The following is a 24,634-nucleotide window of genomic DNA, read 5'->3' as shown; positions in this document are numbered from 1 at the left end:
TTAATTACGACACTCCACAAGGACAAACACTATGCTCCGGCGCACTAAAATTGTTGCCACCCTTGGCCCAGCTACCGACAGTTCAGAATCACTTGCAGCCATTATTACCGCAGGTGTGGACGTCACCCGCCTGAACTTCTCTCACGGCAGCGCTCAGGAGCACATAGACCGGGCCCAAAGAGTTCGTGAAACAGCCGCCGCACAAGGGCGTTTCGTCGCTATCCTCGCAGATCTTCAAGGCCCAAAACTAAGAATTGCGCGTTTTACCAACAACAAGGTAACCCTCGAACGCGGCCAGACCTTTGTGCTTGACGCCGCTATGGATAAAGAAGCTGGTAACGAAGAACGCGTCGGCATTGATTACGAAGAACTGATTAACGACGTGACACCTGGCGACATTCTGGTGCTGGATGACGGCCGTATTGAAATGGAGGTGACTGCGGTTGATAAGCACAGCATAACGTCTACAGTGCTGATTGGCGGCCCGCTGTCTAATAACAAAGGATTGAACAAGCGCGGTGGTGGTTTATCTGCGGAGGCGCTGACAGAAAAAGACAAGCAAGACATTATAACCGCCGCCAAGCTGGGAGCAGATTACGTGGCGGTTTCCTTTGTACGTACAGCTGAAGACATGCACGTTGCTCGTCGGCTATTGAAAGAAGCCGGCTCTGATGCCGGGCTGGTAGCCAAAATCGAGCGGGCGGAACTGGCAAATGATACCAATGCATTGGACGACGTTATCAAAGCTTCCGATGCGGTGATGGTTGCCCGGGGAGACTTGGCGGTCGAGATCGGTGATGCCGAGCTGGTAGCCGTTCAAAAGCACATTATCGCCAGAGCCCGGGTACTCAACAGGGTGGTCATTACCGCCACCCAGATGATGGAATCCATGATCACCAATCCAATGCCCACCCGGGCAGAGGTCTCTGACGTAGCCAACGCAGTGATGGACTATACCGATGCCGTGATGCTATCAGCTGAAACCGCTGTGGGCGATTACCCCGTAGAAGCGGTAGAGGCCATGGTACGCATTTGTATGGGGGCTGAGCGACACCCTTCCATGCATCAGTCGAAACACCGTATTAACGAAAGCATGGAAGCCGTGGATGAAGCCATCGCACTGTCGGCCATGTATGCAGCAAACCACCTTCAGGGCGTAACAGCCATTATCTGCCTGACAGAAACCGGTTCTACACCCCGGCTAATGTCACGCATAAAATCCAGCCTGCCAATATTTGCCTTTTCCCGGCATCACTCTACCCAGCACAAGGTTGCTCTGTTCCGGGGAGTTCAAACTGTTCCATTCGATTCCTCCAACCACGCAAAAGAACAGGTTAAAACCTTGGCATTGGCAGAGTTAATCAACCGTGGTTTTGTAAACGATGGCGACTTGGTGGTAATCACCAAAGGGGACTTCGTCAACGCTCAGGGCGGAACCAACACACTGAAAATCGTTCGGGTAGGCTCTGATATCCGTTAACTGTCCGGCGTTATCAGCCTTGAGGCATCCATCAGGCTGGCGCGTGCAATTTCCGTAATTGCCGCCCAGTCTTTGGCTTCAACCGCTTCGGCAGGTGTCAGCCAGGTTCCTCCAACCGCGGCAACGTTGTCCAGCTCCAGATAATCAGCCGCATTATCACGCCGAATACCTCCAGTCGGGCAAAACATAACATCGGGAAATGGGCCATAAAAGGCGTTCAGTGCCGCGATACCTCCCGATACCTCCGCCGGGAAAAATTTAAAATGCCGGTAGCCATGGATATGCCCCATCATGAGCTCAGAAGCTGTGGCAATGCCAGGCAATAAAGGTGCCGCCGATGTTACCCCAAACTCCAGAACCGCCTCGGTTACTCCCGGCGTAATGACAAACTGAGCACCTGCAGATTCCACTTCCCGGTACTGAGCAATTCCGGTAACAGTTCCAGCTCCAACCAAAGCATCAGGTAAGGCTTTCCTGACTTCGCGGATTGCCGCAACCCCAAACTCCGTTCTCAACGTAATTTCCAAAACTCTAAGCCCGCCCTCAACCAGCGCCCGACACAAAGGAACCGCATCTTCCAGACGATGAATGGTAATTACCGGAATCAACGGTGCTGTCATCAACACGGTCTGAATTTGTTGCTTATGCTCTTCCGATAGTTGTGGCATCAAGCTCTCCGCTCTGTATGGCCAGTTGGCAATTCAAGGGCTCCAATACACGGTTAACCCGGAACTTAAAAAAGCCCGGATCGGCATGGATTTCCAGTCAGCCGGGGTCTTTGACGCCCGCCCCAGTGTTTCAAGCTTGTCTTCACCTTTCAAATGCAAAGCAATAAACCGCGCCTGCGCCAATACAGGAAAGGTCAACGTCACTCGCTGATGTTGCTGAGAAGGAGGCGTCATAACCAAAACACGCCGCCTCTCTTGCCTGTTCATTGCAACCGGCAATTCAGGCGCATCAGGGAACAACGAAGCCGTGTGGCCATCATTCCCCATTCCCAGCACCAGAGCATCGACGGGCAACGTCAAATCAGCTATTGCAGCTTCCAGGTCTGGTAACGCCTTCACGGCGTCCTCACCCGAGTACCTGAATGCAATAAACTGAGCGTCAGCTGCTGCACCCTGCAGCAAATACCGCTTCACCAGTGCTGTATTGCTGGCAGGATCACACTCCGGCACCCAGCGTTCATCCGCCAGCACAACCTTCACTCTAGCCCAGTTCAAACTCTTTTCCCGCAAAGCCCGGAAAAAGGGCAAGGGTGTTGATCCGCCAGACACCACCAAGGTAGCTTCATCAGCCTCAGCTAAACGATTCCGTAACAATTGAGCAATGTCTTCAGCAAGCGCTTCACCAACGGACTCCGGCGAATCCATAAAGCAGGTTTCAATACCGGCCGGCAGCTTCAGATCAGGCATCCTCATACCAACTCCTGCCATCCCGGGTGATCATGGCAATCGATGCTACAGGCCCCCACGTTCCCGCTGCATAACGTTTAGGCGGTTCACCACTGTCGCGCCAGTTCTGAATAATCTGATCAACCCAGCGCCAGGCATGTTCTACTTCATCCCGACGCACAAAAAGGTATTGGTTACCTCGCATAATTTCCCACAACAACCGCTCGTAGGCATTGGGGATACGATCGGCCGCAAAGGTTTCAGAGAAGGTTAATTCAAGAGGGCTCTGCCGTAGCCGCATGCCTTTATCAAGACCATTTTCCTTGGTCAGAATTTTCAGAGTCATGCCTTCGTCAGGCTGCAACCGAATAATCAATTTATTGTTAGCCAGGTGCTTCTGGTCTGGGTCAAAAATATAGTGTGGCGCAGGCTTGAAGTGAATGATGATCTGAGACATTTTCTCAGGCATGCGTTTACCAGTGCGAATATAGAAAGGCACACCTGACCACCTCCAGTTATCAATTTCCACCTTCAGCGCGACAAAGGTTTCCGTTTCACTGGATTTATCTGCCCCCTCTTCCTCAAGATAGCCCTGCACTACTTTGCCATTGCTCGCGCCCCCCGAATACTGACCACGAACGACGTACTGCTCCATCATATCGGGCGTGATCTTTTTCAGAGCTTTTAGGACCTTTACTTTTTCATCTCGGAGGCTGTCAGCCGATAAATCCGCAGGAGGGTCCATAGCTATCAGGCACAGCAATTGAAGAAGATGATTCTGGACCATATCCCTGATCTGGCCAGCCTGGTCAAAATAGCCCCAGCGCCCACCAATTCCTGTGCTCTCCGCGACCGTTATTTCAACATGAGAAATATGATTCTGGTCCCACTGAGAGGCAAACAGGTTGTTCGCAAACCGCAATGCAATGAGATTCTGGACGGTTTCTTTACCGAGATAGTGATCGATACGAAATAGCTGATTTTCGTGATAAACCTCTGCCAGCTCATCATTAATAACTTTCGATGATTCCAGATCATGCCCGATGGGTTTTTCCACCACTACCCGGGTACGCGCCGTACAGCAACGATGAGCTCTGAGATTGCGGGCAATTACCCCATACATCATCGGGGGGGTTGCCATGTAAATAATGAGCTGACTACCCGAATCATGCCAGGCATTCAGTGATAGGTATCCCTCAGTATCGGTAAAGTCCAGACGCTGGTAATCCACTCTGGACACAAACAATCCCGCCAAATTCAGATCAAACTCTTCCGCCGTGACCTCCGCCTCTAGCCTGGACATGAGTTCAGCGCGTAATTCCTCCACGCTGATGTCTCGTCTGGCAATCGCCAGAATCCGGCTTCCCGGAGCCAGCAAGCCCGACCTGTCCAGCTGGTACAGCGCCGGAAACAACTTTTTCTGGGCGAGATTCCCTAAAGCACCAAACAGCATGAGGTCGCAGGATGTTTGCAGAGGCTCTGACATTCACTTATCCGCCTTTGAGATCGAACAATGTCGTAACTTTACTCAAATAATGACACCACCGGCCAGGTAAACCAAGACTGCAAGACACCTATGACATATTTACTACTCAGGAAACTCAACGAACAAGGTATAATGTTAGAACTTGATTATTCAAATTGCGTGCAAAACAGGGAGTAAACCGTATGCCAGTCAGTACGGTACATAGAGAAGAAAACCTGCTGGAAGACATCCAGAACCGCTTGGAAACACTCAACAAATCTGAGCGTAAGGTTGCCGGTGCCATTCTCCGTGACCCAAGCGCAGCCACCCGCTACAGTATTGCGGCGCTGGCCAGAGCCGCCGAAGTGAGTGAGCCCACGGTTAACCGATTTTGCCGCGGCTTTTCGGCCACAGGCTTTCCGGATTTTAAAATACGCCTGGCCCAAAGCATTGCCACAGGCACACCTTATGTAGGGCAGAATATTGAACCAGACGATAGCGCTGCCGAGTATGCTGACAAAATCATGCTCAGCACCATCGCCAGCCTCGATAAAGCTCGTCAGGCGTTAAACCCCCAGTCCATAGCAACGGTGGTGGATTATCTGATTCAAGCGAAGCAAATCATTTTTTTCGGCATGGGCGGCTCGGCATCAGTAGCCATGGATGCCCAGCACAAGTTTTTCCGGTTTAACACTCCAGTCTCTGCCTACGACGACGCACTTATGCAACGAATGGTTGCTGCCGGAGCCGGTGTAGGGGATACCATCGTAGTGATTTCCTACACCGGCCGCACCCGGGAGTCCGTGGAGTCTGCTGAACTGGCCCGAAGCAACGGAGCCACAGTTATTGGCATTACCAACCCCGATTCACCTTTGGCCGAAGTCTGCACCACGGTACTTGGGGTTACCTCTCCGGAAGATACCGAAGTGTATATGCCAATGTCGTCGCGAATCATCCACCTGACGGTCATTGATATCCTGGCAACCGGGGTTACCCTGAAACGGGGCCCGGACTTCCTGGATCACCTGAAGAAGGTGAAAGAAAGCCTCAAAGCCACGCGCTTTCCACTCAACCCAAGGACATAAAAAAAGGGTGCCGAAGCACCCTTTTTTAATTACCGCTGAATCAGTTGCGTTCCACCTCGGCGGTATCTCTCAGGTACTGCTGATAAACCATATATTCACGCTGACCTTCAAGCTGCGTCAGGAACTGACTGACCTGCTGAAACTCCTCACTGTCGCGATCAACAGCGCCTTCATTTACAGCCTCAAGCACAATCACATGAGCCTCACTCAGGCCAACAACGGCGTCTACAGAGGGCTTATTGTCTTCTGGCCTGACCATCGCGAATACCTTATGCAGAACCAGCGGACTCAAGTCTCTGGCACCTCGGCCCTGGTCCTCAAAGCGGGCCCAGTTGCCCTGATCAGTCTGTTCACCTGATTTAATGCCAGCAATAAGCTCGTTAGCCTTGGCCTGCAGAGCTTCACGGGTTGCCAGTACTTCCAGAGTTGCCCGGATATCATCACGAACATCAGCCAGCTCGAGCTGGCGCGGCTCACGGTGCGCCCTTACACGAGCCACGATAGACACACTGTCGCCCACATCAATCAATTCCGTATTGTAGCCACCCTCAAGCACATCTTCTGAATATATCTGGCGCACCAAACCTGCATGATCAAACGGAGCTACACCGCCAGCACGGGTAACACCTTTCACCTCACGAACTTCCAATCCAAGCTCACTGGCTGGCCCGACGAGATCATCCGCAGCATAGGCAGCATCAGCCAGCTCTGCACGAACCTTAACAAAGCTTTCCGATGCTTTCGTACGGGCAATCTCTTCACGAAGTTGAGCCTGAAGCTCTTCGTAGGCAGGAACATCAGAGCGACGGATATCGTCCAGGCGAATCAGGTGAATACCAAAACTGGATTCAACCGGCCCCGATATGGCGCCCTTTTCCAATGAGAACAAAGCGTCTTCAAATGCCTGGTCATACACACCACGTCCCGCATATCCCAGGTCACCACCATCACGCCCGGAGACAACATCAACAGAATATTCGGCCGCAAGGTCCTCAAACGAATCACCGGCTTCCAGACGCTCCTGAATAGTTGCGATGGTGGCATTTGCATTGGCTCCGGCTTCCACCAGAATATGGGCTGCTTTACGCTCTTCTCGGGCGAACTGCTCAGCTCGGGCTTCGTATTCAGCACGAACTTCATCTTCAGTCACTTCAATCGATTCCGCCAAAACAGCCTGAGACAAGGTAATGTATGCTGCATCAACCTGCTCGGGCTCTTGGAACTGAGCTTTGTTTTCTTCGTAATAGGCTGCGACATCGTCATCAGATACCACAACCTGATCAGCAACCTCATCCGCTGAAACGGTCAGAACACGGAAGTTTCGGGTCTGATTCTGGATAGCCAGCAACTGAGCCGCGTTATCTGGAGCAGCCAGAGCCGTCTGCGCAATACCCGCACGGATCTGATTGGTCACATAGTTCTTATGCATGCTCTCTCGGAACTCAGCAACGCCCATGCCCAAATTACGCACCATGGCTGCAAATTGTTCAGGGTTATACTGACCATCTACCTGGAACTGGGGCATCTGCGTGATCAACGCATCGATATCCGCGTCGGACAGTTCAAGCCCCTGGCTTTGCGCATCTTGTGTCAGTACGGCTTCCAGAATCAGAGCTTCTAATACATCAATGCGAAGCTGATCTTCATCCACCATAGATGGATCTGGATTCTCCATCCGCATCAGACGTTGCTGGGTTTCCAGTTGAACGGTCCGCAGAAACTCCCGCTCGGTAATCTCGTTACCATTGACTGTAGCCACTTCCGGCTCGCCAGAAAAACCGCCAATGATGGCGTCCATTCCCCAGATAGAGAGAGATATAATCAAAAGGCCAACGATAACCTTGGCGATAGTACTCTGGGAATTATCCCGAATATCTTGAAGCATGTTGTTTCTGAATCCCTGTTCAAGGTCTTGCTGGTGGTAATTGTGTGAGCTGAAGCCACGGCTGCCTTTAACGTAAAAAGGCGCACCCTGTCCGGAATGCGCCTCGAATTCTTATGGCAACTTCCGCCAGCGGAGGAAGCTGCCAGAGAAAGAGCTGTTACTTAACAGCGTCTTTCAGGGCCTTACCTGCCTTGAATCCAGGCACTTTAGAGGCCGGAATCTTGATTTCAGCGCCGGTCTGCGGGTTACGGCCAGTACGTGCGGCGCGCTCCTTCACAGAAAAGGTACCAAAACCGATCAGGGTAACCTGGTCGTCATTCTTCAGTGCACCAGTAATGGTGCTTGTCATAGCATCCAGCGCACGGCCAGCTGCAGCTTTAGAAATATCTGCGGACTCTGCAATTGCATCAATCAGTTCGGACTTGTTCACACTAAACCCCTTCGATTTCAGGTTGAAGATGTTATAGGTTGGTTTGTTTTTTCGCGGACGCTCACGACTATCGCATAAGCGGTCGGAGAATTCCATTCTTCAGTTTTTTTATTCCTTGCGGCGATTAACCGGTGTTTGGAATAGGCACTTACTGCGCGGGAGCCCTTGGTATTGGCTGCTTCACGGCGAAACAGTTATACCAACGGGCTCTCTGGCATGTCAACAACTCATCCAGTGTTTAATGTGTATTTATGCGCTCAGAGGCATCACTGGAGTCGTCTTTTTTTTTCGAAGAAGCGGCTTTTTCAACCGTATCTTCGGTTCTTGGCTCCGGCGGATAGGCAAGCGCAATATCCAGTACCTCGTCGATCCATTTGACCGGTTTAATGTCGAGCGATTCCTTTATATTTTCCGGTATCTCTTTGAGATCACGGACATTTTCGTCAGGAATAAGTACTGTTTTGATACCTCCTCGGTGAGCCGCCAGAAGCTTCTCTTTCAGCCCTCCAATAGGAAGCACACGACCACGAAGTGTGATCTCACCCGTCATTGCGACGTCCGCGCGTACGGGTATTTTTGTAAGTGCAGAAACGAGAGCTGTGCACATACCAATACCGGCACTTGGGCCATCTTTCGGTGTCGCACCTTCAGGTACATGCACGTGAAGATCGTGTTTTTCATGGAAATCATCAGTAATTCCCAGTCCGGTTGCACGACTTCTAACCACCGTAAGCGCCGTTTGAATAGACTCTTGCATCACATCGCCAAGCGAGCCTGTTTTTACCACTCGCCCCTTACCCGGGGTCAGAGCACACTCTATCGTCAACAGTTCACCACCCACCTGCGTCCAGGCCAGACCTGTCACCTGCCCAACCTGATTACTTTCTTCGGCAAGACCATATTTGAACTTCTTAACACCGGAATAATTTTCCAGCATGTCAGGAGTAATGGTTACAGAGGCTTTATCAGTGCTTTCCACGTGCTCACGGACAACTTTACGACAGATCTTGGCGATCTCCCGCTCCAGCCCACGAACGCCCGCCTCACGGGTGTAATAACGAATCAGGTCGCGCAGAGTTTCTTCCGGCACCTCCAGCTCACCCTTACGCAGACCATTCGCAAGAATTTGCTTCGGCAGCAAATATCTCATGGCGATATTGACCTTCTCTTCTTCGGTATACCCCGGAATCCGGATAATTTCCATCCGATCCAGCAACGCCGGCGGGATATCCATCGAGTTCGACGTACACACAAACATTACGTCTGAAAGGTCGTAATCAACCTCCAGATAATGATCGTTAAAGGTGTGATTTTGTTCGGGATCTAACACTTCCAGTAACGCTGAGGCAGGATCGCCCCGGTGATCCATACCCATCTTGTCGATCTCGTCAAACAAGAACAGCGGGTTCTTAACGCCGACTTTCGCCAGCTTTTGCAGCAACTTACCAGGTAAGGCTCCAATATAAGTCTTACGGTGACCGCGAATTTCTGCTTCGTCACGAACGCCACCCAAAGCCATCCGGGTATACTTACGATTGGTTGCTTTGGCAATGGATTGACCGAGAGATGTTTTACCCACGCCAGGAGGCCCCACCAGACAAAGCACAGGCCCTTTAACCTTTTTCACCCGGCTTTGTACTGCCAGGTACTCCAGAATGCGCTTCTTGACCTCATCCAGCCCGTAATGATCCTTGTCGAGGATTTCACGGGCTTTTTCCAGGTCGTGGCGTACCCGGCTGCGTTTTTTCCAGGGTACCGCCAACATCCAGTCAATGTAGCCCCGCACCACCGTTGCTTCGGCAGACATAGGCGACATCATCTTTAACTTATTCAACTCAGCTTCAGTTTTTTTGCGGGCCTCTTCAGGCAAACCCGCTTCTTCGAGTTTCTGTTCCAGTTCTTCAAAATCGTTATTACCTTCACCAAGCTGGCCCATTTCTTTTTGGATGGCCTTCATTTGCTCGTTCAGGTAATACTCACGCTGGCTGCGCTCCATCTGCTTCTTCACACGACCACGGATACGTTTTTCAACGCCAATAAGGTCGATTTCACCATCCAGCTTGCCCAACAACAGATCAACCCGTTTGCGGACCTCCAGAACCTCCAGCAGCTCCTGTTTTTCAGGAATACGCATATCCAGATGCGCTGCCATGGTATCCACCAGGCGATCGATTTCGGTAATACCCGTCAACGCACTGGATACCTCTGACGGGACTTTCTTGGAGAGCTGCACATACTTATCAAACTCATCCATCAATGTTTTGATGAGAACGCCTTCTTCACGTTCTGGCAACTGATCCTCATCCATCAGGATGGCGTTACCAGTCAGGAAGTCACCTTCCACAATGCCAGAGATACTGGCACGAGCGTTCCCTTCTACAAGCACTTTAACGGTGCCGTCCGGCAAGCGAAGCATCTGTAACACGGTTGCCAGGGTACCCATATCAAATACATCATCAGGGCCAGGCTCATCGGTGGATGCATCTCTTTGTGCAACCAGCAAAATCTCTTTGCTACCCTCCATCGCAGCTTCAAGTGCCTGAATAGACTTTTCACGTCCCACAAACAGCGGCACCACCATGTGCGGAAACACCACCACATCACGAAGCGGAAGCAGCGGATATTCTTGCACGGTTTCTTCGGATATAAGGGTCATAGAGAATCCTCTGAAATCATTTTATTCAGCATATCACCCATCATTGGGGCACAGGCAGAAATTGCAATCTTTTACGGGGTGAAAATTAGCGGCAGATAATTTCCGATCAACCATGAAAAAGGGGCGTTAAACGCCCCTTTCCCAAATCACCAGCTTTAGTTACAAACTGGTGTCAGTCTTCTGATGCAGCCTTCGCATGATCGCTATTTGCATAGATCTTAAACGGTTCTGACTCACCGTTAATCACGCTTTCATCGATCACAACCTTGGATACATCGCTCTCAGACGGTATCTGATACATAGTATCCAGCAAGGTCGCTTCCATGATAGAACGCAGGCCACGAGCACCCGTTTTGCGGGCCATAGCTTTACGAGCTACTGCCCTAAGGGCATCTTCACGGAAGTCCAGTTCCACACCTTCCAGATCAAATAACTTCTGATACTGTTTAGTCAGTGCGTTCTTCGGCTCTGTAAGAATCTGTACCAAAGCATCTTCATCCAGCTCTGTCAGCGTTGCCACAACCGGCAGACGACCAACAAACTCCGGAATCAAACCAAACTTGACCAGATCTTCAGTTTCTACGTCTTGGATGATATCGCCAGCACTCTTGCTATCATCCTGGCTTTTTACGGTAGCAGAGAAACCAATAGAGCTACGCTCTGAACGTTCCTGAATAACTTTTTCCAAACCAGCAAACGCGCCACCACAGATAAACAGAATGTTGCCAGTATCAACTTGCAGAAATTCCTGCTGGGGGTGCTTGCGACCACCCTGTGGAGGCACAGACGCCACAGTACCCTCGATCAATTTCAGCAGTGCTTGCTGAACACCTTCACCGGAGACATCCCGGGTGATAGAAGGATTGTCAGACTTACGGGAAATCTTATCGATCTCATCTATATAAACGATACCGCGCTGCGCTTTCTCAACGTCGTAATCACACTTTTGCAGCAGCTTCTGGATGATATTTTCAACATCTTCACCCACATAGCCAGCTTCAGTCAGAGTGGTTGCGTCTGCAATCGTGAACGGCACGTTCAGCATTCGAGCCAGAGTTTCTGCCAGCAGGGTTTTACCGCTACCCGTGGGGCCAATCAGCAAAATATTACTTTTGCCCAACTCCACATCGCTCTTGCCTTCACCATAGCGCAAGCGCTTGTAATGATTATAGACGGCAACGGCCAGCACAACTTTGGCGCGATCCTGCCCAATAACATACTCATTCAGAGTGTCACGAATTTCTGCCGGTACCGGAAGACGATCACCCGTATCTTCCTGAGCATTTTCCTGAATCTCTTCCCGAATAATGTCATTACACAGATCAACACACTCGTCGCAGATGAAAACCGAGGGCCCTGCAATGAGCTTACGGACTTCATGCTGGCTCTTTCCGCAAAACGAGCAGTACAGCAACTTGCCGTTATCGTCGCCTCTGCCGTTTCTTTCATCTGCCATTGAAATACCTCTGTTCTTCGTTGGCCGGCGTTACAAATGAATGCGCCGGCCAGGGATGATGCGATGACTTTCAGTATTAGTTATTCGGTACGCGCTTATCAAGTACTGTGTCGATCAGCCCGTACTCTTTAGCCTGGAATGGATCCATGAAATTGTCCCGGTCAGTATCCCGGGCAATGGTTTCAAGATCCTGGCCAGTATGTTTAGCCAGTATTGAATTCAGGGTATGACGGATTTTCAGAATTTCACGGGTGTGAATTTCAATATCCGAAGCCTGCCCCTGATAGCCACCCAGTGGTTGGTGAATCATGACACGAGAATTCGGCAGGCATGCACGCTTGCCCTCTGCACCACCGGCGAGCAGAAAAGCCCCCATGCTGGCTGCCTGACCAATACACAGTGTAGCCACGTCGGGTTTAACAAACTGCATAGTGTCGTAAATAGACATACCCGCAGTAACAGAACCACCCGGACTATTAATGTACAGGTGAATATCCTTATCCGGGTTTTCGGACTCCAGGAACAACAGCTGAGCAACGACCAGATTGGCCATATGATCTTCGACCTGACCTACCAAAAAAATCACACGTTCTTTGAGAAGGCGCGAATAAATGTCGAATGACCGCTCTCCACGTGCCGTCTGTTCAATTACCATCGGCACCAGACCAGCGCTGGTTATCATTGTTGGGCCATCAAACGGTTTTTGCGTCATGTGTGCCTGAACTCCTTAAAGACATTGGGCATGGACTCCTGCAGCAGGATATCCGGAAATTAAAACCAGGATACCCCTATACTCTGCCAGCAGTGAGCCCAGATGGAAACAGCCGGACACGCCGGCTGTTTCCAGAAAGCGGCTACGGGCCAGGCCCGAGCCATCAACGCTGGGCCTGACCCGCCTTGACTGCTTCCTCATACTTCATTTTCTTTTCTTTCGGCTTGGTCTGACCAAGCACAAATTCAACAACAGCCTCTTCCAGAACTACAGATTCAACCTGGCTCTTCTGGTCCTGATTACTGTTGAAGTGAGCAACAACCTCTTCCGGCTGCTCGTAAGTAGAAGCGATTTCCTGAATCTTCTCATCTACTTTGGAAGGATCGGCCTTCAGCTCATTCTTTTTAACCACTTCCTGGAACAGCAGGCCCGTCTTCACGCGGCGCCGGGCTTGCTCTTCGAAGATTTCCTTCGGCAGTTGCTTGAAGTCTACCTGACCACCAAAACGCTGCACGGCTTCTTGGCGCAGACGATCGATTTCCTGATCAACCAAAGAGGACGGTACGTCCAGCTCTGTAGTTTCCAGCAGCCCTTCAACAACGTCGTTCTTGACCTTGTTGGCAACAGCCTGCTTTAGCTCACGCTCCATGTTTTTCTTAACTTCTTCACGGAAGCCGGCTTCATCTTCTGCTTCGATACCGAATTTCTTGAAGAATTCAGCATCCAACTCCGGCAACTGAGCTTCTTCTACCTTATGGATCTTGATTTCGAACTTGGCAGGCTTACCAGCCAGATCTTCGTTGTGGTAATCCTCAGGGAACGTCACATCAATCTCGAGTTCTTCACCTGTTTTACCACCCACAATGGCTTTTTCGAAACCAGGTATCATCTGACCGGAACCCAGTGTGAGACGATGTCCTTCAGCGGAACCGCCTTCAAACTCTTCTCCGTCAATAAAGCCTTTGAAATCGATCGTTACAACGTCCTTATTTTTGGACTTGCGCTTAACTTCTTTCATCGGAGCCTGCTGACGACGCAGGTTATCGATCATGGTGTCGATATCTTTTTCGGTCACTTCAGCTACAGGCTTCTCAACCTTAACCTTGCTCAAGTCACCCAGCTCGATTTCCGGCAGCACTTCAAACACAGCCACAAACTCGAGGTCTTTACCCTCTTCCATAGTCTTCGGCTCGAACGTCGGCCAGCCTGCTGGATTGATATCCTGCTCCTGCAGCGCCTTGATGTAGTTGTCGCGCATAACCTCGCCAACAATTTCCTGACGGACGCTGTCACCGAAACGACGTTTAACCACGCTCATGGGCACCTTGCCTGGACGGAAACCGTTCAGACGAACAGTACGAGCAGTTTCCTGTAGACGTTTCTGAACCGCCTGATCAATTTCCTGGGCGGGCACACCAATCGTCATGCGACGTTCGATGTTAGAGGTCGTTTCAACAGACACTTGCATGGAAGATCCTCAAATTACAGATTCTGTATGTGAATGAAAATTAAAACAAAATCCCAAACAGAGCAAACCGCTCTCATGGGATGCAAAATTAAAAGCCGGTAGTTTATCACGGTTTACCCTGCCGAGAGAATCACCCGACAAACCTGAATAACAGTTTGGGCGTCATGCAACAACTGGATTTAGAAAAAATATGGGGAAAATTCAGAAAAAAAGAAAGGATGGTGCGAGAGGAGAGACTCGAACTCTCACAGGTTGCCCCGCTGGAACCTAAATCCAGTGCGTCTACCAATTCCGCCACTCTCGCGTACCCGACATGCCTTGAGTCGACACTCAAAAGCTACGGACAAACTGGCTAAGATAAAACTGGGGTGGACGAAGGGGTTCGAACCCTCGACCGCAGGAGTCACAATCCTGAGCTCTACCAACTGAGCTACGTCCACCACATAAAAAAGTGCCCTCAGGCACTCAATCTTTTCTGCTTAATTTAACTTTGCTGGTTTGGCGAGCCCGGTACAGACCGAACCAAATAATGGCGCGCCCGGCAGGACTCGAACCTGCGACCATCCGCTTAGAAGGCGGATGCTCTATCCAGCTGAGCTACGGGCGCTTGACCGTTCGCCCACCTGAATATTCAGAAAATGGTCGGGGTAGAGAGATTCGAACTCCCGACATCCTGCTCCCAAAGCAGGCGCGCTACCAGACTGCGCTATACCCCGATTAACCGAACAACAAGTGCTTCAGCAAAGTTGGTGCGCATCTTACCGACGACTTTCCCATCCGTCAACATAGAATTTAAAAATCATTTAGATATCTTTAAAACCCTCTTTTTTTTGCCCCCGATCGGGCAGGTGCTCACAGTCTTCTTAGGCAGCCCACCACATTGGCGTTATTGCCGAACCATGAGACAATGCACCGCACTTATCTCACCTTTATTCATGCCCAACCTACAAGACGGTAACATGAGCGCCAAACTGATTAACGGAAAAGAAATCGCCGCCCAGGTTCGACAGCAGGTTGCTGCCGGCGTTGAAGCCAGAAAACAGAATGGACTTCGGGCACCAGGTCTCGCTGTAATTCTGGTCGGCAGCGATCCAGCCTCTCAGGTTTATGTCGGCAACAAACGTAAAGCCTGCGAACAAGCCGGCATTCTTTCGCTATCCTATGATCTGCCTGAGGACACCTCACAAGCAGCTCTTGAGACCCTGGTAGACGAACTGAACGAAAACCCGGCAATAGACGGTATCCTGGTTCAGCTTCCCCTACCCGCACACCTGGACGCTGACCCGATCCTGGTAAAGATTCGGCCAGATAAAGATGTGGACGGGTTTCACCCCTTCAACATTGGCCGCCTGATGCAGCGCAAGCCGACTCTGCGCCCCTGCACGCCCGCCGGCGTAATCACCCTGCTTGACTCTATCGGCACCCCATACAAAGGACAGCACGCAGTGATTGTAGGCGCCTCTAACATCGTTGGGCGCCCCATGAGCATGGAACTCCTTCTAAAGGGCGCCACCACCACCGTGTGCCACCGTTTCACTGACAACCTGGAGAAGTTTGTTGGCGAGGCCGATATTCTCATTGCCGCTGTAGGCAAACCCGGCATTATTAAAGGTGAGTGGGTAAAACCTGGCGCAACCGTCATTGATGTGGGCATTAACAGAATGGAAAACGGCTCACTCTGCGGGGATGTAGATTTTCAAACAGCTTCAGAACGTGCAGCTTACATTACCCCTGTTCCCGGTGGCGTCGGCCCTATGACGATTGCCAAACTGCTGGAGAACACCCTTTATGCGGCGAACGAGCTACACAACGACTAAAGCAAGACATGGCAAAAGCAAACCCGCCACAAGTCTACCCCTTTAGACAGCCTCATCCGCAGCCACAAAAAAACCCCGCTTAGGCGGGGTTTTTTTTCATTTCCGAAGCCCTTACTTCTGACTTGCTTTCGCCTTCAGACGGTACGCATGCAGTAGTGGCTCAGTGTAGCCGTTCGGCTGCTCACGCCCCTTCAGCACCAGATCCATAGCGGCCTGGAACGCAATACCGTCAAAGCCAGGAGCCATATTACGGTAAGATGGGTCATTAGCATTCTGACGATCAACTACAGCTGCCATACGCTTCATGGTTTCCAGAATCTGCTCTTCAGTGCAGATTCCATGGTACAGCCAGTTAGTCAGAAGCTGAGAGGAGATACGCAGCGTCGCGCGGTCTTCCATCAGACCAATGTCGTTGATATCAGGCACTTTAGAGCAACCCACGCCACTGTCGATCCAACGTACAACGTAGCCAAGAATACCCTGAGCATTGTTGTCCAGCTCCTGCTGGATATCTTCAGCAGTCAGTGAAGAAGGATCGTCCATAACAGGTACAGTCAGAATATCGTCCAGGGCTGCGCGCTGACGGCTAGCCAGCTGTTTCTGGACGTCAAACACATTTACCTGGTGGTAGTGTGTGGCGTGCAAAGTAGCTGCAGTCGGAGACGGAACCCAGGCTGTGTTGGCACCAGATTTCGGATGACCAATCTTCTGTTCCAGCATATCAGCCATCAGGTCTGGCATCGCCCACATACCCTTACCAATCTGAGCTACGCCGGAGAAACCGGTTTCCAAACCAATATCAACATTCCACTGCTCGTAGGCATTAATCCAGGCAGCCTGCTTCATCTGACCTTTGCGAATGAACGGACCCAGCTCCATGGACGTATGCATTTCGTCACCGGTGCGATCCAGGAAGCCAGTATTAATGAATACCGCACGATCCTTGGCGGCGTAAATACAGGCTTTCAGGTTAACGGTGGTGCGGCGCTCTTCATCCATGATCCCTACTTTCAGAGTAAAGCGAGGCAAACCCAGAGCATCCTCTACACGACCGAAGAATTCATTGGTGAATGCAACCTCTTCAGGACCGTGCATCTTCGGCTTAACAATATACACAGAACCTTTGGTGCTGTTCTGGAACTTGCCGTTAGACTTCAGATCATGGATAGCGATCAAAGAAGTCACCAGACCATCCATCAGCCCTTCCGGAACTTCACTACCATCGCTCAGCAAAATGGCCGGGTTAGTCATGAGGTGACCAACGTTACGAACAAACATCAGGCTGCGACCTTTCAGCGTCAGGTCACTACCGTCAGCAGCGGTGTAGTTACGGTCAGGATTCATGCGGCGGGTCATTTGCTTGCCGCCCTTCTCGAAAGACTCTTCCAGATCGCACTTCATCAGGCCCAGCCAGTTTTTGTAGGCCAGCACTTTATCTTCCGCGTCTACCGCAGCAACAGAGTCTTCGCAGTCCATGATGGTCGTCAGTGCCGACTCCATCAAAACATCTTTTACGTGAGCACCATCATCTTTTCCGATCGGATGAGTCGCATCGATCTGAATTTCAAAGTGCATGCCATTCTTGACCAACAGCAGGCCGGTGGGCTCATCTGCCGCCCCCGTGTAGCCAACAAACCCCGACTCATCTTTCAGGCCAGTCACTTCACCGTTCTGCAGTTTAACGGCCAGTTTACCGCCATCAACGTAATACCTGGCGGCATCTTTATGACTGCCAGCAGCCAGAGGAGCAGAGCTGTCCAGCAGGTTGCGAGCCCATTCAATAACCTTGGCACCGCGTACCGGGTTATAACCACGCCCCTTCTCAGCACCATTCTCTTCAGACAGTGCGTCGGTGCCGTAAAGCGCATCATAAAGACTACCCCAGCGAGCATTAGCCGCATTCAGGGCAAAGCGGGCGTTCATCACAGGCACAACCAGCTGAGGGCCGGCCATGGTGGCAATCTCAGGATCAACATTGGATGTAGAGATTTTAAAATCTTCAGGCTCATCAACCAGGTAACCAAGCTCTTTCAGGAATGACTTGTACTCAGCCATATCCAGCTTCTGGCCTTTATGGTCACGATTCCAGGCATCCAGTTTTTCCTGAATGGCATCACGCTTGGCGAGCAATTCACGGTTACGCGGAGCCAGTTCGTTCACAATCTTGTCAAACTCAGCCCAGAATTTTTCTGCGTCAACACCGGTACCCGGAATGGCTTCGTTGTTCACGAAATCATACAAATTCTTTGCGACCTGAATGCCGCCAACTTGAACGCGTTCTGTCATCGTTACCTGCCTCAATGGGTTATGTTTCCCGACTCCCCCTTGATCGCGCACGAAACGCGGGGGCGTGAATATTTGAGCGCCGTATTGTACGTGAAATTCCCTACAAGGTCATTCCCGTAAATTACAATACGGCTTATGTCGAAATGCCTGGCGTCAGGCGCGGCGCCAGGTAGTTCCTTCCCGGCCATCGTCCAGAATGATGCCTTTCTCAAGCAACTCATCCCGAATTCGGTCACTTTCCGCAAAATCCCGGGCTTTACGAGCGTCAGCACGGGCCTGAATCATCGCTTCAATATCTTCCGCGCACAATTCGCTGCCGGTATCCGACTGGAAGAAGGCTTCCGGATCTTGCTGCAACAGCCCAAGCACATCACCCAGACGTACCAGCACCGCCGCACTTTTTGCAGCTTCTTCGTCATTACCTTCACGACGGTAATGATTGATATCATTGGCCACCGCATGCAGTACCGCAATGGCACCTGCCGTATTGAAGTCATCATCCATCACTTCGGCAAACCGACGATCATGCTCGGTTTCCGGAACATCGGCACTCGATGCTACCGTAATGCCGCGCAATGCATGATAGAGCTTGGTCAAGGTGCGACTGGCTTCGGCCAGACTGTCAGCCGAATAATCCACCTGGCTACGGTAATGACTGGATACCAGAAAGTAACGCACCACTTCTGCCGGGTAGGTTTCGAGAATTTCGCGAATCGTAAAAAAGTTGCCCAGGGATTTAGACATCTTCTCTTTGTTTACCCGAATAGCACCGGCATGCATCCAGGTATTCACAAACTTATGACCGGTCGCGCATTCAGACTGGGCAATTTCGTTCTCATGGTGCGGAAACAACAAGTCCGGGCCACCACCGTGAATATCAAAGGTATCCCCCAGACACTTGGTGGACATGGCCGAACACTCTATGTGCCACCCAGGACGGCCTTCTCCCCAGGGCGATGGCCAGCTCACCTCTCCAGGTTTGGCGGCCTTCCAAAGCGCAAAATCGGCCGGACTGCGCTTGGCCTCCTGCACACCCACTCGCGCACCTGCCACCAAGTCTTCGAGTTTCTTTTTGCTGAGCTTGCCGTAATCCGGAAAGGAATCCACCGCGAAATACACGTCGCCGTTGTCCGCCGCATAAGCGTGGCCACCAGAGATGAGAGTCTCAACCATCGTGACAATCTCACCGATGAACGCTGTTGCCCGTGGTTCTTCGTTCGGAGACTGAACACCCAGACGTGCTTCGTCTTCATGCATCGCATCAATCATGCGCTCAGTCAGATCGGTATACACTTCCCCGTTTTCTTCGGCACGGCGCAAAATCTTATCGTCGATATCGGTAACGTTACGCACGTAATGCACATCATAACCTCGGTGGCGCAGATACCGGCTGATGACATCAAAAGCCACCAACACCCGACCGTGCCCGAGGTGACAGTAGTCGTATACCGTCATACCGCACACGTACATACGCACCTTGCCCGGATCGATCGGCTGAAACTCTTCTTTCTTCTGTGTCAGCGTATTATAGATACGCATTACTTACCCCCTTTACCCCAGGAATCCCTCAGGGTCACGGTGCGGTTGAATACAGGCTTACCAGCACTGGCAGTCAGCTCCTGATCACAGAAGAAATAGCCTTCACGCTCGAACTGGTACGGCAGATCCGTACGAGGCTGAGCTAACCCTTTCTCAGCCCGTGCCCCCTTTAAAACAACCAGAGACTCAGGGTTCAGGTGATCCATCATATCGCCGTCTTTATCGCTGTCCGGAGATTCATGATTGAACAGGCGATCGTACTGATTGATGTCGACTTCCACGCTATCAGCGGCCGAAACCCAGTGAATGACACCGTTCGGCTTGTAGCCCTCCGGGTTAACGCCTAATGTGTTCGGGTCGTATTCACACTTCAGCTCAACTATCTCGCCACTGTTATCGTAAACAACTTCTTTGCAGGTCATCACATAACCGCCCCGAAGGCGAACCGCCTGATCTGGAGCCAGGCGCTTCCACTTACGCGGCGGCTCAAAAGCAAAGTCTTCGCGATCGATATAGAGCGTTTGGCTCCAGGTAACTTCCCGCTGTCCCATGTCAGGGTTCTGCGGATGCACCGGTAACGTCAGGGTTTCAGTCTGACCTTCCGGGTAATTGGTCAGCGTCACCTTAATCGGACGCATCACACACATGGCGCGGGGCGCACGATTGTTCAGATCTTCCCGGATCGCATACTCAAGCATACCCACGTCAACCGTTCCACCAGCTTTGTTGACACCAATCATGTCACAGAAGGCACGAATAGATTCCGGGGTGTAACCACGACGACGCATGCCGGATATGGTTGGCATACGTGGGTCATTCCAGCCATCAACAACATTCTCATCCACCAAGCGCTTGAGCTTGCGCTTACTGGTAATCGTGTAATTCAGGTTAAGCCGGGCGAACTCAATCTGGCGGGGATGACAAGGAATGGTGATGTTATCCAGCACCCAATCGTACAATGGGCGATGATCTTCAAATTCAAGCGTACACAGAGACTCAGTCACGCCTTCCAGCGCATCAGAAATCGGATGCGTGAAGTCGTACATTGGGTAGATGCACCACTTGTCTCCCGTCTGATGGTGGTCGGCATAGCGAATCCGATACAGGATCGGATCACGTAAGTTAATGTTCGGAGAGGCCATATCAATTTTTGCCCGTAACACCAGCTCGCCGTTCTGGTACTTGCCATCGCGCATATCCCGGAACAACTGCAGGCTTTCTTCTGCCGGCCGGTCGCGATATGGGCTATTTCTGCCCGGCTCCTTAAGGGACCCGCGATACTCAGCCATTTCGTCGGCTGTCAGGGCGCAGATATACGCTTTGCCTTTTATAATCAGCTCTTCAGCAAAAGCGTAGATTTGGTCAAAGTAATCGGAAGCGTAATGAACGTCACCAGCCCATTTATACCCCAGCCACTCAACATCGCTTTTAATAGCATCGATGTATTCCTGGCTTTCTTTCTCCGGGTTGGTGTCATCGAACCGGAGGTTGCACTCGCCACCAAACGTTTCGGCTATCCCGAAATTCAGACAAATGGATTTGGCATGACCAACGTGCAAATACCCATTAGGCTCTGGCGGAAAACGGGTAATCACCTTACCGCTGTGCTCGCCCTTGGCGATGGCATCTTCGATCAGGCTCTGAATAAAGTTGTGGGCTTTCTTCGACTCGGCGCTCATACAATCTCGGTCAACAGGGAATGAATTGTGGGAGCTATTCAGAGGCTCCGTTAAACCGCGTATTATACTCACAAATCCTTGCGGGTCTCATGCATAGGAAGAAACTCTTGAGTACAATGCCCACTTTGAACACTTATCCTCCAATTTACAGGAAACCCTGATGATTCTGCTGCAAACCAATCTTGGCGATATCAAACTGGAACTCGACTACGAAAACGCTCCTGAAACCGCCAAAAACTTCGAACAGTATGTTCGCGATGGATTCTACGACGGCCTGATCTTTCACCGCGTCATCAGCAATTTTATGGTTCAGGGTGGCGGTTTTGAACCTGGCATGCAGCCCCGAAAAACCCGCGACCCGATCCAGAACGAAGCTGACAATGGCCTGAGCAACATGGTCGGCACTGTCGCCATGGCCCGCACGATGGACCCACATTCTGCAACAGCACAATTTTTTATCAACGTTGAAAATAATGGCTTTCTGGATCATACCGCAAAAAACGCTGAAGGCTGGGGTTACTGCGTGTTCGGCAAAGTGACGGATGACAGCATGGAAACCGTTAACAAGATTCGCGCAACCCGTACTACCATGCGTGCAGGCCACCAGGACGTGCCGGCCGAAGATATTGTTATCGTTAAAGCTGAGGTTGTGGAGGCCGCGTGACCACGCTGTTTATCTCCGACCTGCACTTGGAAGAATCGCGCCCCGACATTACGGGCGCGTTCTTATCGTTCCTGAACAAAAACGCCGTGGGGGCCCGGCAGTTATACATTCTCGGCGATTTTTTTGAAGCCTGGATTGGTGACGACGAGCACACGCCCCTTCAGGACCAGGTAGCCAAAGCACTAAAAACCCTAAGCGAAAGCGGCACCGAGATTTTCCTGATGCATGGCAATCGCGACTTTCTGATTGGTGAAGACTACTGCGTCCGGGCAGGCGCCACCCTGCTTGATGACCCGGCTCTCATCGACCTGAACGGCACACCAACCCTGCTGATGCACGGCGACAGCCTGTGCACGGCAGATGTTGAGTATCAGAAGTTTCGAGCCAATATGCGCAACCCGCAGATGCAGAAAATGATGCTGGCACGCCCGCTCGAAGACCGACAAAAGATGGCTCGCCAATTACGCGAACTCTCTGCGGCCAAAAATCAGGGCAAAGCCGAATCCATCATGGATGTGACTCCAGAGGAAGTGGTGAAAACGCTTGAACACTACGGTGTTCAACTGATGATCCACGGCCACACTCACCGTCCGGACATTCACGAGCTGCAAGCCAATGGTCAAAATGCTCGCCGCATGGTACTGGGCGACTGGGACAAAAACATTTGGTGGATAGAGGCAAGCCCGGGACAACAACCCGAGCTTAAAAAAGCCCCGCTATAGCGGGCTGTTTTGCGAAGGCTCCCTGTAACTGTCCAGGCGCTTAAGCCAACCAGGCAACCAGCGCTCACGTTCAATCGCCTTCTCAGCATTCTCCGCACGCCGGGTAAGCACCCGGCCTGCGGCTTCTCTGAAGCTATCAAGTACAGACTTGCCCGGCTCAACGACTATCTCAAGCAACACCTGAAGCAATCCCCAGCCCTGCCCTTGATACCGTTCCGACGGCACCAGCCCTTCACCCTTGAAGTTGACGTAATCCATCAAGGCGTAAACACCGCCCGGCGTTTCACTGAGCCGACCAAGATAGCCTTCCAGCTCATCGCGTCTGGGTTCAGGAGCAGCAGCAATCACGTTCTTTAAAGACTCGTCGGCTCTGCGAAAAATATACTCCGCCTGCAACCCCTGAGTTCCTGCCAAAAACTCCCGCAACTCAGCAACTTCCGCAGAATTTTCGGATTGTAAGAAGGCTTCTCTATCCGGCCAGGGTGCATCGAATGGCTCAAGACTGCGTAACCAATCGGGAACCGGAGCCTGGCGCTGAACCATGTACTGAACCAGGTTGGGGAAACTTTCAGTAAACGGCCCATCAACCTCTTTCGGATACCAGATGAAATGACCAATACCCAGTGAAGGAAAGGCTTCCCCCTCATTCCAGTGCACCAGACAATCCAGCTTGCCAGCACATTCATTCTGAAAAATACTCTGCCCGACCCAATCCAGCTGAGCCGGCGTCAAAGCCAGTGAAATATCTGCCGCAGGCTGACGCTCTTGCGCTTTATCCGGCACAGCTGCCGCTACACGCACTTCCTGCTCAGCGCGGGGATCACACCCCAGCAATATAAACGCTGCGCATATCAGCAGTATAAGGTGCTTATGTTTCACCCTTGCATTCCTCCAAAAAGCGAAAGCTCAGTTCTATAAAGCCCGAACTGATGGTACCCCAACCACATTGCACAGCGCAGGTTATCATTACAAAAGAAACCCCCAAAAGCAGCAGCTCAGGGGGTTTTCCGGAAAAGACAGAGCAGACGTATTTACTGCTCTACAAAAGCACGCTCAATAACATAATGGCCAAGGTCTCCACCGCGGGCTTCTTTAAAGCCTTTGGCGTCCAGAATCGCACAGGTGTCTTTAAGCATGCTTGGGCTTCCGCAAATCATGAAGCGATCCTGCTCAATATCAAATTCTGGCAAACCAAGATCACCGGTAATCTTTCCACTTTCCATGGCATCCGTCAGGCGACCCTGATTACGGAACGGCTCCCGGGTAACCGTGGGGTAATACAGCAACTTACCCTGAACCATTTCGCCAAAAAATTCGTTTTCCGGTAACCCTTCAATTTCGCCCTGGTAAGCCAACTCCGAAACATAGCGGACGCCGTGAGTCAGAATGACCCGATCATAGGCTTCATATACCTCAGGGTCTTTAATGATGCTCATGAATGGCGCTAATCCAGTACCGGTGCTGATCAACCACAGGTTCCGGCCCGGCAACAGATTGTCCAGCACCAGAGTGCCGGTTGGCTTGCGGCTGACAAGGATCTCGTCACCAACACTGATCTGCTGCAAACGCGAGGTAAGCGGACCGTCGGGCACCTTAATGGAAAAGAACTCTAGCTCTTCTTCATAGTTAGCACTGGCGATACTGTATGCCCGCATCAGGGGTTTGCCATCAGTTTCCAGGCCAATCATGACAAAGTGCCCGTTTTTAAAACGAAAGCCAGGGTCCCGACTTGTCTTAAAACTGAACAAGGTATCGTTCCAGTGATGCACACTGGTCACCGTTTCTTTCATCAGGTTGCTCATGGGAGCCCTCACAAGATCACAATCGGTCAAAATTCAAGTTACGCCCAGTGTAATCTTTTTCTTGAAATCGACAAAATGGGATGTTCTCATAAAG

19 protein-coding genes and 4 tRNA genes are annotated in these 24,634 nt (G+C 51.3%); 5 read left to right on the top strand and 18 right to left on the bottom strand.

Annotated features, from left to right (window positions below):
* Positions 1-31 precede the first annotated feature (31 nt).
* The gene (gene pyk, locus ABYA77_RS03670) at positions 32-1,480 is read left to right on the top strand and encodes a pyruvate kinase (protein WP_372964585.1); all 1,449 of its coding nucleotides are present in this window, start codon (positions 32-34) and stop codon (positions 1,478-1,480) included.
* Here the strand turns inward: pyk and ABYA77_RS03665 are convergent.
* Genes ABYA77_RS03665 through zwf form a run of 3 tightly spaced genes read right to left on the bottom strand, consistent with a single transcriptional unit; the run spans position 1,477 to position 4,360 of the window.
* Entirely contained in the window at positions 1,477-2,148 is a 672-nt protein-coding gene (locus ABYA77_RS03665) for a bifunctional 4-hydroxy-2-oxoglutarate aldolase/2-dehydro-3-deoxy-phosphogluconate aldolase (RefSeq protein ID WP_372964584.1), read from the bottom strand. The genes pyk and ABYA77_RS03665 overlap by 4 nt on opposite strands.
* Positions 2,149-2,181: 33 nt before the next feature.
* The gene (pgl, locus tag ABYA77_RS03660) at positions 2,182-2,895 is read right to left on the bottom strand and encodes a 6-phosphogluconolactonase (protein WP_372964583.1); all 714 of its coding nucleotides are present in this window, start codon (positions 2,893-2,895) and stop codon (positions 2,182-2,184) included.
* Complete coding sequence (zwf, locus tag ABYA77_RS03655) at positions 2,888-4,360, bottom strand: glucose-6-phosphate dehydrogenase (RefSeq protein WP_372964582.1); 1,473 nt, start codon at positions 4,358-4,360, stop codon at positions 2,888-2,890. Before zwf ends, pgl begins: the two co-directional genes overlap by 8 nt.
* Positions 4,361-4,542: 182 nt before the next feature.
* Between zwf and ABYA77_RS03650 the strand changes: the two genes are divergently transcribed.
* Positions 4,543-5,424: a MurR/RpiR family transcriptional regulator gene (locus ABYA77_RS03650; RefSeq protein WP_372964581.1), complete on the top strand. Its 882-nt coding sequence runs from the start codon at positions 4,543-4,545 to the stop codon at positions 5,422-5,424.
* A gap of 40 nt (positions 5,425-5,464) precedes the next feature.
* Here the strand turns inward: ABYA77_RS03650 and ABYA77_RS03645 are convergent, their stop codons facing one another.
* From ABYA77_RS03645 to ABYA77_RS03600, 10 genes are all read right to left on the bottom strand, one after another.
* The gene (locus ABYA77_RS03645) at positions 5,465-7,309 is read right to left on the bottom strand and encodes a SurA N-terminal domain-containing protein (RefSeq protein WP_372964580.1); all 1,845 of its coding nucleotides are present in this window, start codon (positions 7,307-7,309) and stop codon (positions 5,465-5,467) included.
* Between the two features lie 157 nt (positions 7,310-7,466).
* Positions 7,467-7,739: an HU family DNA-binding protein gene (locus tag ABYA77_RS03640; protein ID WP_372964638.1), complete on the bottom strand. Its 273-nt coding sequence runs from the start codon at positions 7,737-7,739 to the stop codon at positions 7,467-7,469.
* Between the two features lie 238 nt (positions 7,740-7,977).
* Positions 7,978-10,395 (bottom strand): endopeptidase La, encoded by a 2,418-nt coding sequence (gene lon, locus ABYA77_RS03635; RefSeq protein ID WP_372964579.1) that lies wholly within the window; start codon positions 10,393-10,395, stop codon positions 7,978-7,980.
* A 172-nt stretch (positions 10,396-10,567) separates the two neighbouring features.
* On the bottom strand, positions 10,568-11,851 hold the full coding sequence (gene clpX, locus ABYA77_RS03630; protein ID WP_372964578.1) for an ATP-dependent Clp protease ATP-binding subunit ClpX: 1,284 nt from the start codon (positions 11,849-11,851) through the stop codon (positions 10,568-10,570).
* A gap of 76 nt (positions 11,852-11,927) precedes the next feature.
* Complete coding sequence (gene clpP, locus ABYA77_RS03625) at positions 11,928-12,563, bottom strand: ATP-dependent Clp endopeptidase proteolytic subunit ClpP (RefSeq protein ID WP_372964577.1); 636 nt, start codon at positions 12,561-12,563, stop codon at positions 11,928-11,930.
* A 163-nt stretch (positions 12,564-12,726) separates the two neighbouring features.
* On the bottom strand, positions 12,727-14,031 hold the full coding sequence (gene tig / locus ABYA77_RS03620; RefSeq protein WP_372964576.1) for a trigger factor: 1,305 nt from the start codon (positions 14,029-14,031) through the stop codon (positions 12,727-12,729).
* Positions 14,032-14,250: 219 nt separating this feature from the next.
* A tRNA-Leu gene (locus tag ABYA77_RS03615) sits at positions 14,251-14,335 on the bottom strand.
* Positions 14,336-14,395: 60 nt separating this feature from the next.
* Positions 14,396-14,471 (bottom strand) — tRNA-His (locus ABYA77_RS03610).
* A gap of 90 nt (positions 14,472-14,561) precedes the next feature.
* Positions 14,562-14,638 (bottom strand) — tRNA-Arg (locus ABYA77_RS03605).
* A gap of 32 nt (positions 14,639-14,670) precedes the next feature.
* Positions 14,671-14,747: transfer RNA gene (locus ABYA77_RS03600), tRNA-Pro, on the bottom strand.
* Positions 14,748-14,990: 243 nt separating this feature from the next.
* Here ABYA77_RS03600 and folD point away from each other — a divergent pair.
* Positions 14,991-15,848, top strand: coding sequence for a bifunctional methylenetetrahydrofolate dehydrogenase/methenyltetrahydrofolate cyclohydrolase FolD (gene folD, locus ABYA77_RS03595; RefSeq protein WP_372964575.1), 858 nt, complete (start codon positions 14,991-14,993; stop codon positions 15,846-15,848).
* 111 nt (positions 15,849-15,959) lie between these two features.
* Here the strand turns inward: folD and ABYA77_RS03590 are convergent, their stop codons facing one another.
* The 3 genes from ABYA77_RS03590 to ABYA77_RS03580 all read right to left on the bottom strand — a co-directional run bounded on the left by ABYA77_RS03590 (position 15,960) and on the right by ABYA77_RS03580 (position 21,352).
* The gene (locus ABYA77_RS03590; RefSeq protein ID WP_372964574.1) at positions 15,960-18,134 is read right to left on the bottom strand and encodes a malate synthase G; all 2,175 of its coding nucleotides are present in this window, start codon (positions 18,132-18,134) and stop codon (positions 15,960-15,962) included.
* A gap of 153 nt (positions 18,135-18,287) precedes the next feature.
* On the bottom strand, positions 18,288-19,673 hold the full coding sequence (gene cysS / locus ABYA77_RS03585; RefSeq protein ID WP_372964573.1) for a cysteine--tRNA ligase: 1,386 nt from the start codon (positions 19,671-19,673) through the stop codon (positions 18,288-18,290).
* The gene (locus ABYA77_RS03580) at positions 19,673-21,352 is read right to left on the bottom strand and encodes a glutamine--tRNA ligase/YqeY domain fusion protein (protein ID WP_372964572.1); all 1,680 of its coding nucleotides are present in this window, start codon (positions 21,350-21,352) and stop codon (positions 19,673-19,675) included. Before ABYA77_RS03580 ends, cysS begins: the two co-directional genes overlap by 1 nt.
* Before the next feature lie 160 nt (positions 21,353-21,512).
* Here ABYA77_RS03580 and ABYA77_RS03575 point away from each other — a divergent pair, with 160 nt between their 5' ends.
* Together ABYA77_RS03575 and ABYA77_RS03570 are read left to right on the top strand one after the other, a co-directional pair.
* Entirely contained in the window at positions 21,513-22,016 is a 504-nt protein-coding gene (locus tag ABYA77_RS03575) for a peptidylprolyl isomerase (RefSeq protein ID WP_372964571.1), read from the top strand.
* Entirely contained in the window at positions 22,013-22,738 is a 726-nt protein-coding gene (locus ABYA77_RS03570; protein WP_372964570.1) for a UDP-2,3-diacylglucosamine diphosphatase, read from the top strand. The genes ABYA77_RS03575 and ABYA77_RS03570 overlap by 4 nt, the downstream gene beginning before the upstream one ends.
* Here ABYA77_RS03570 and ABYA77_RS03565 read toward each other — a convergent pair.
* The gene (locus ABYA77_RS03565) at positions 22,733-23,617 is read right to left on the bottom strand and encodes a hypothetical protein (protein ID WP_372964569.1); all 885 of its coding nucleotides are present in this window, start codon (positions 23,615-23,617) and stop codon (positions 22,733-22,735) included. The genes ABYA77_RS03570 and ABYA77_RS03565 overlap by 6 nt on opposite strands.
* 152 nt (positions 23,618-23,769) lie before the next feature.
* Positions 23,770-24,540, bottom strand: coding sequence for a ferredoxin--NADP reductase (locus tag ABYA77_RS03560; RefSeq protein ID WP_372964568.1), 771 nt, complete (start codon positions 24,538-24,540; stop codon positions 23,770-23,772).
* Positions 24,541-24,634: the final 94 nt, after the last annotated feature.

The organism is Marinobacter sp. (assembly GCF_041595835.1).
GTDB lineage: Bacteria > Pseudomonadota > Gammaproteobacteria > Pseudomonadales > Oleiphilaceae > Marinobacter.
Note: the sequence above shows the minus strand (reverse complement) of the source record. Positions and strands in the feature narration are given on the sequence as shown.

Bases quoted from the DNA above. Each gene is read 5' to 3' on its own strand.
- pyk (WP_372964585.1), top strand. From the start codon at position 32: ATGCTCCGGCGCACTAAAATTGTTGCCACCCTTGGCCCAGCTACCGAC.
- ABYA77_RS03665 (WP_372964584.1), bottom strand. From the start codon at position 2,148: ATGCCACAACTATCGGAAGAGCATAAGCAACAAATTCAGACCGTGTTG.
- pgl (WP_372964583.1), bottom strand. From the start codon at position 2,895: ATGCCTGATCTGAAGCTGCCGGCCGGTATTGAAACCTGCTTTATGGAT.
- zwf (WP_372964582.1), bottom strand. From the start codon at position 4,360: ATGTCAGAGCCTCTGCAAACATCCTGCGACCTCATGCTGTTTGGTGCT.
- ABYA77_RS03650 (WP_372964581.1), top strand. From the start codon at position 4,543: ATGCCAGTCAGTACGGTACATAGAGAAGAAAACCTGCTGGAAGACATC.
- ABYA77_RS03645 (WP_372964580.1), bottom strand. From the start codon at position 7,309: ATGCTTCAAGATATTCGGGATAATTCCCAGAGTACTATCGCCAAGGTT.
- lon (WP_372964579.1), bottom strand. From the start codon at position 10,395: ATGACCCTTATATCCGAAGAAACCGTGCAAGAATATCCGCTGCTTCCG.
- clpX (WP_372964578.1), bottom strand. From the start codon at position 11,851: ATGGCAGATGAAAGAAACGGCAGAGGCGACGATAACGGCAAGTTGCTG.
- clpP (WP_372964577.1), bottom strand. From the start codon at position 12,563: ATGACGCAAAAACCGTTTGATGGCCCAACAATGATAACCAGCGCTGGT.
- tig (WP_372964576.1), bottom strand. From the start codon at position 14,031: ATGCAAGTGTCTGTTGAAACGACCTCTAACATCGAACGTCGCATGACG.
- folD (WP_372964575.1), top strand. From the start codon at position 14,991: ATGAGCGCCAAACTGATTAACGGAAAAGAAATCGCCGCCCAGGTTCGA.
- ABYA77_RS03590 (WP_372964574.1), bottom strand. From the start codon at position 18,134: ATGACAGAACGCGTTCAAGTTGGCGGCATTCAGGTCGCAAAGAATTTG.
- cysS (WP_372964573.1), bottom strand. From the start codon at position 19,673: ATGCGTATCTATAATACGCTGACACAGAAGAAAGAAGAGTTTCAGCCG.
- ABYA77_RS03580 (WP_372964572.1), bottom strand. From the start codon at position 21,352: ATGAGCGCCGAGTCGAAGAAAGCCCACAACTTTATTCAGAGCCTGATC.
- ABYA77_RS03575 (WP_372964571.1), top strand. From the start codon at position 21,513: ATGATTCTGCTGCAAACCAATCTTGGCGATATCAAACTGGAACTCGAC.
- ABYA77_RS03560 (WP_372964568.1), bottom strand. From the start codon at position 24,540: ATGAGCAACCTGATGAAAGAAACGGTGACCAGTGTGCATCACTGGAAC.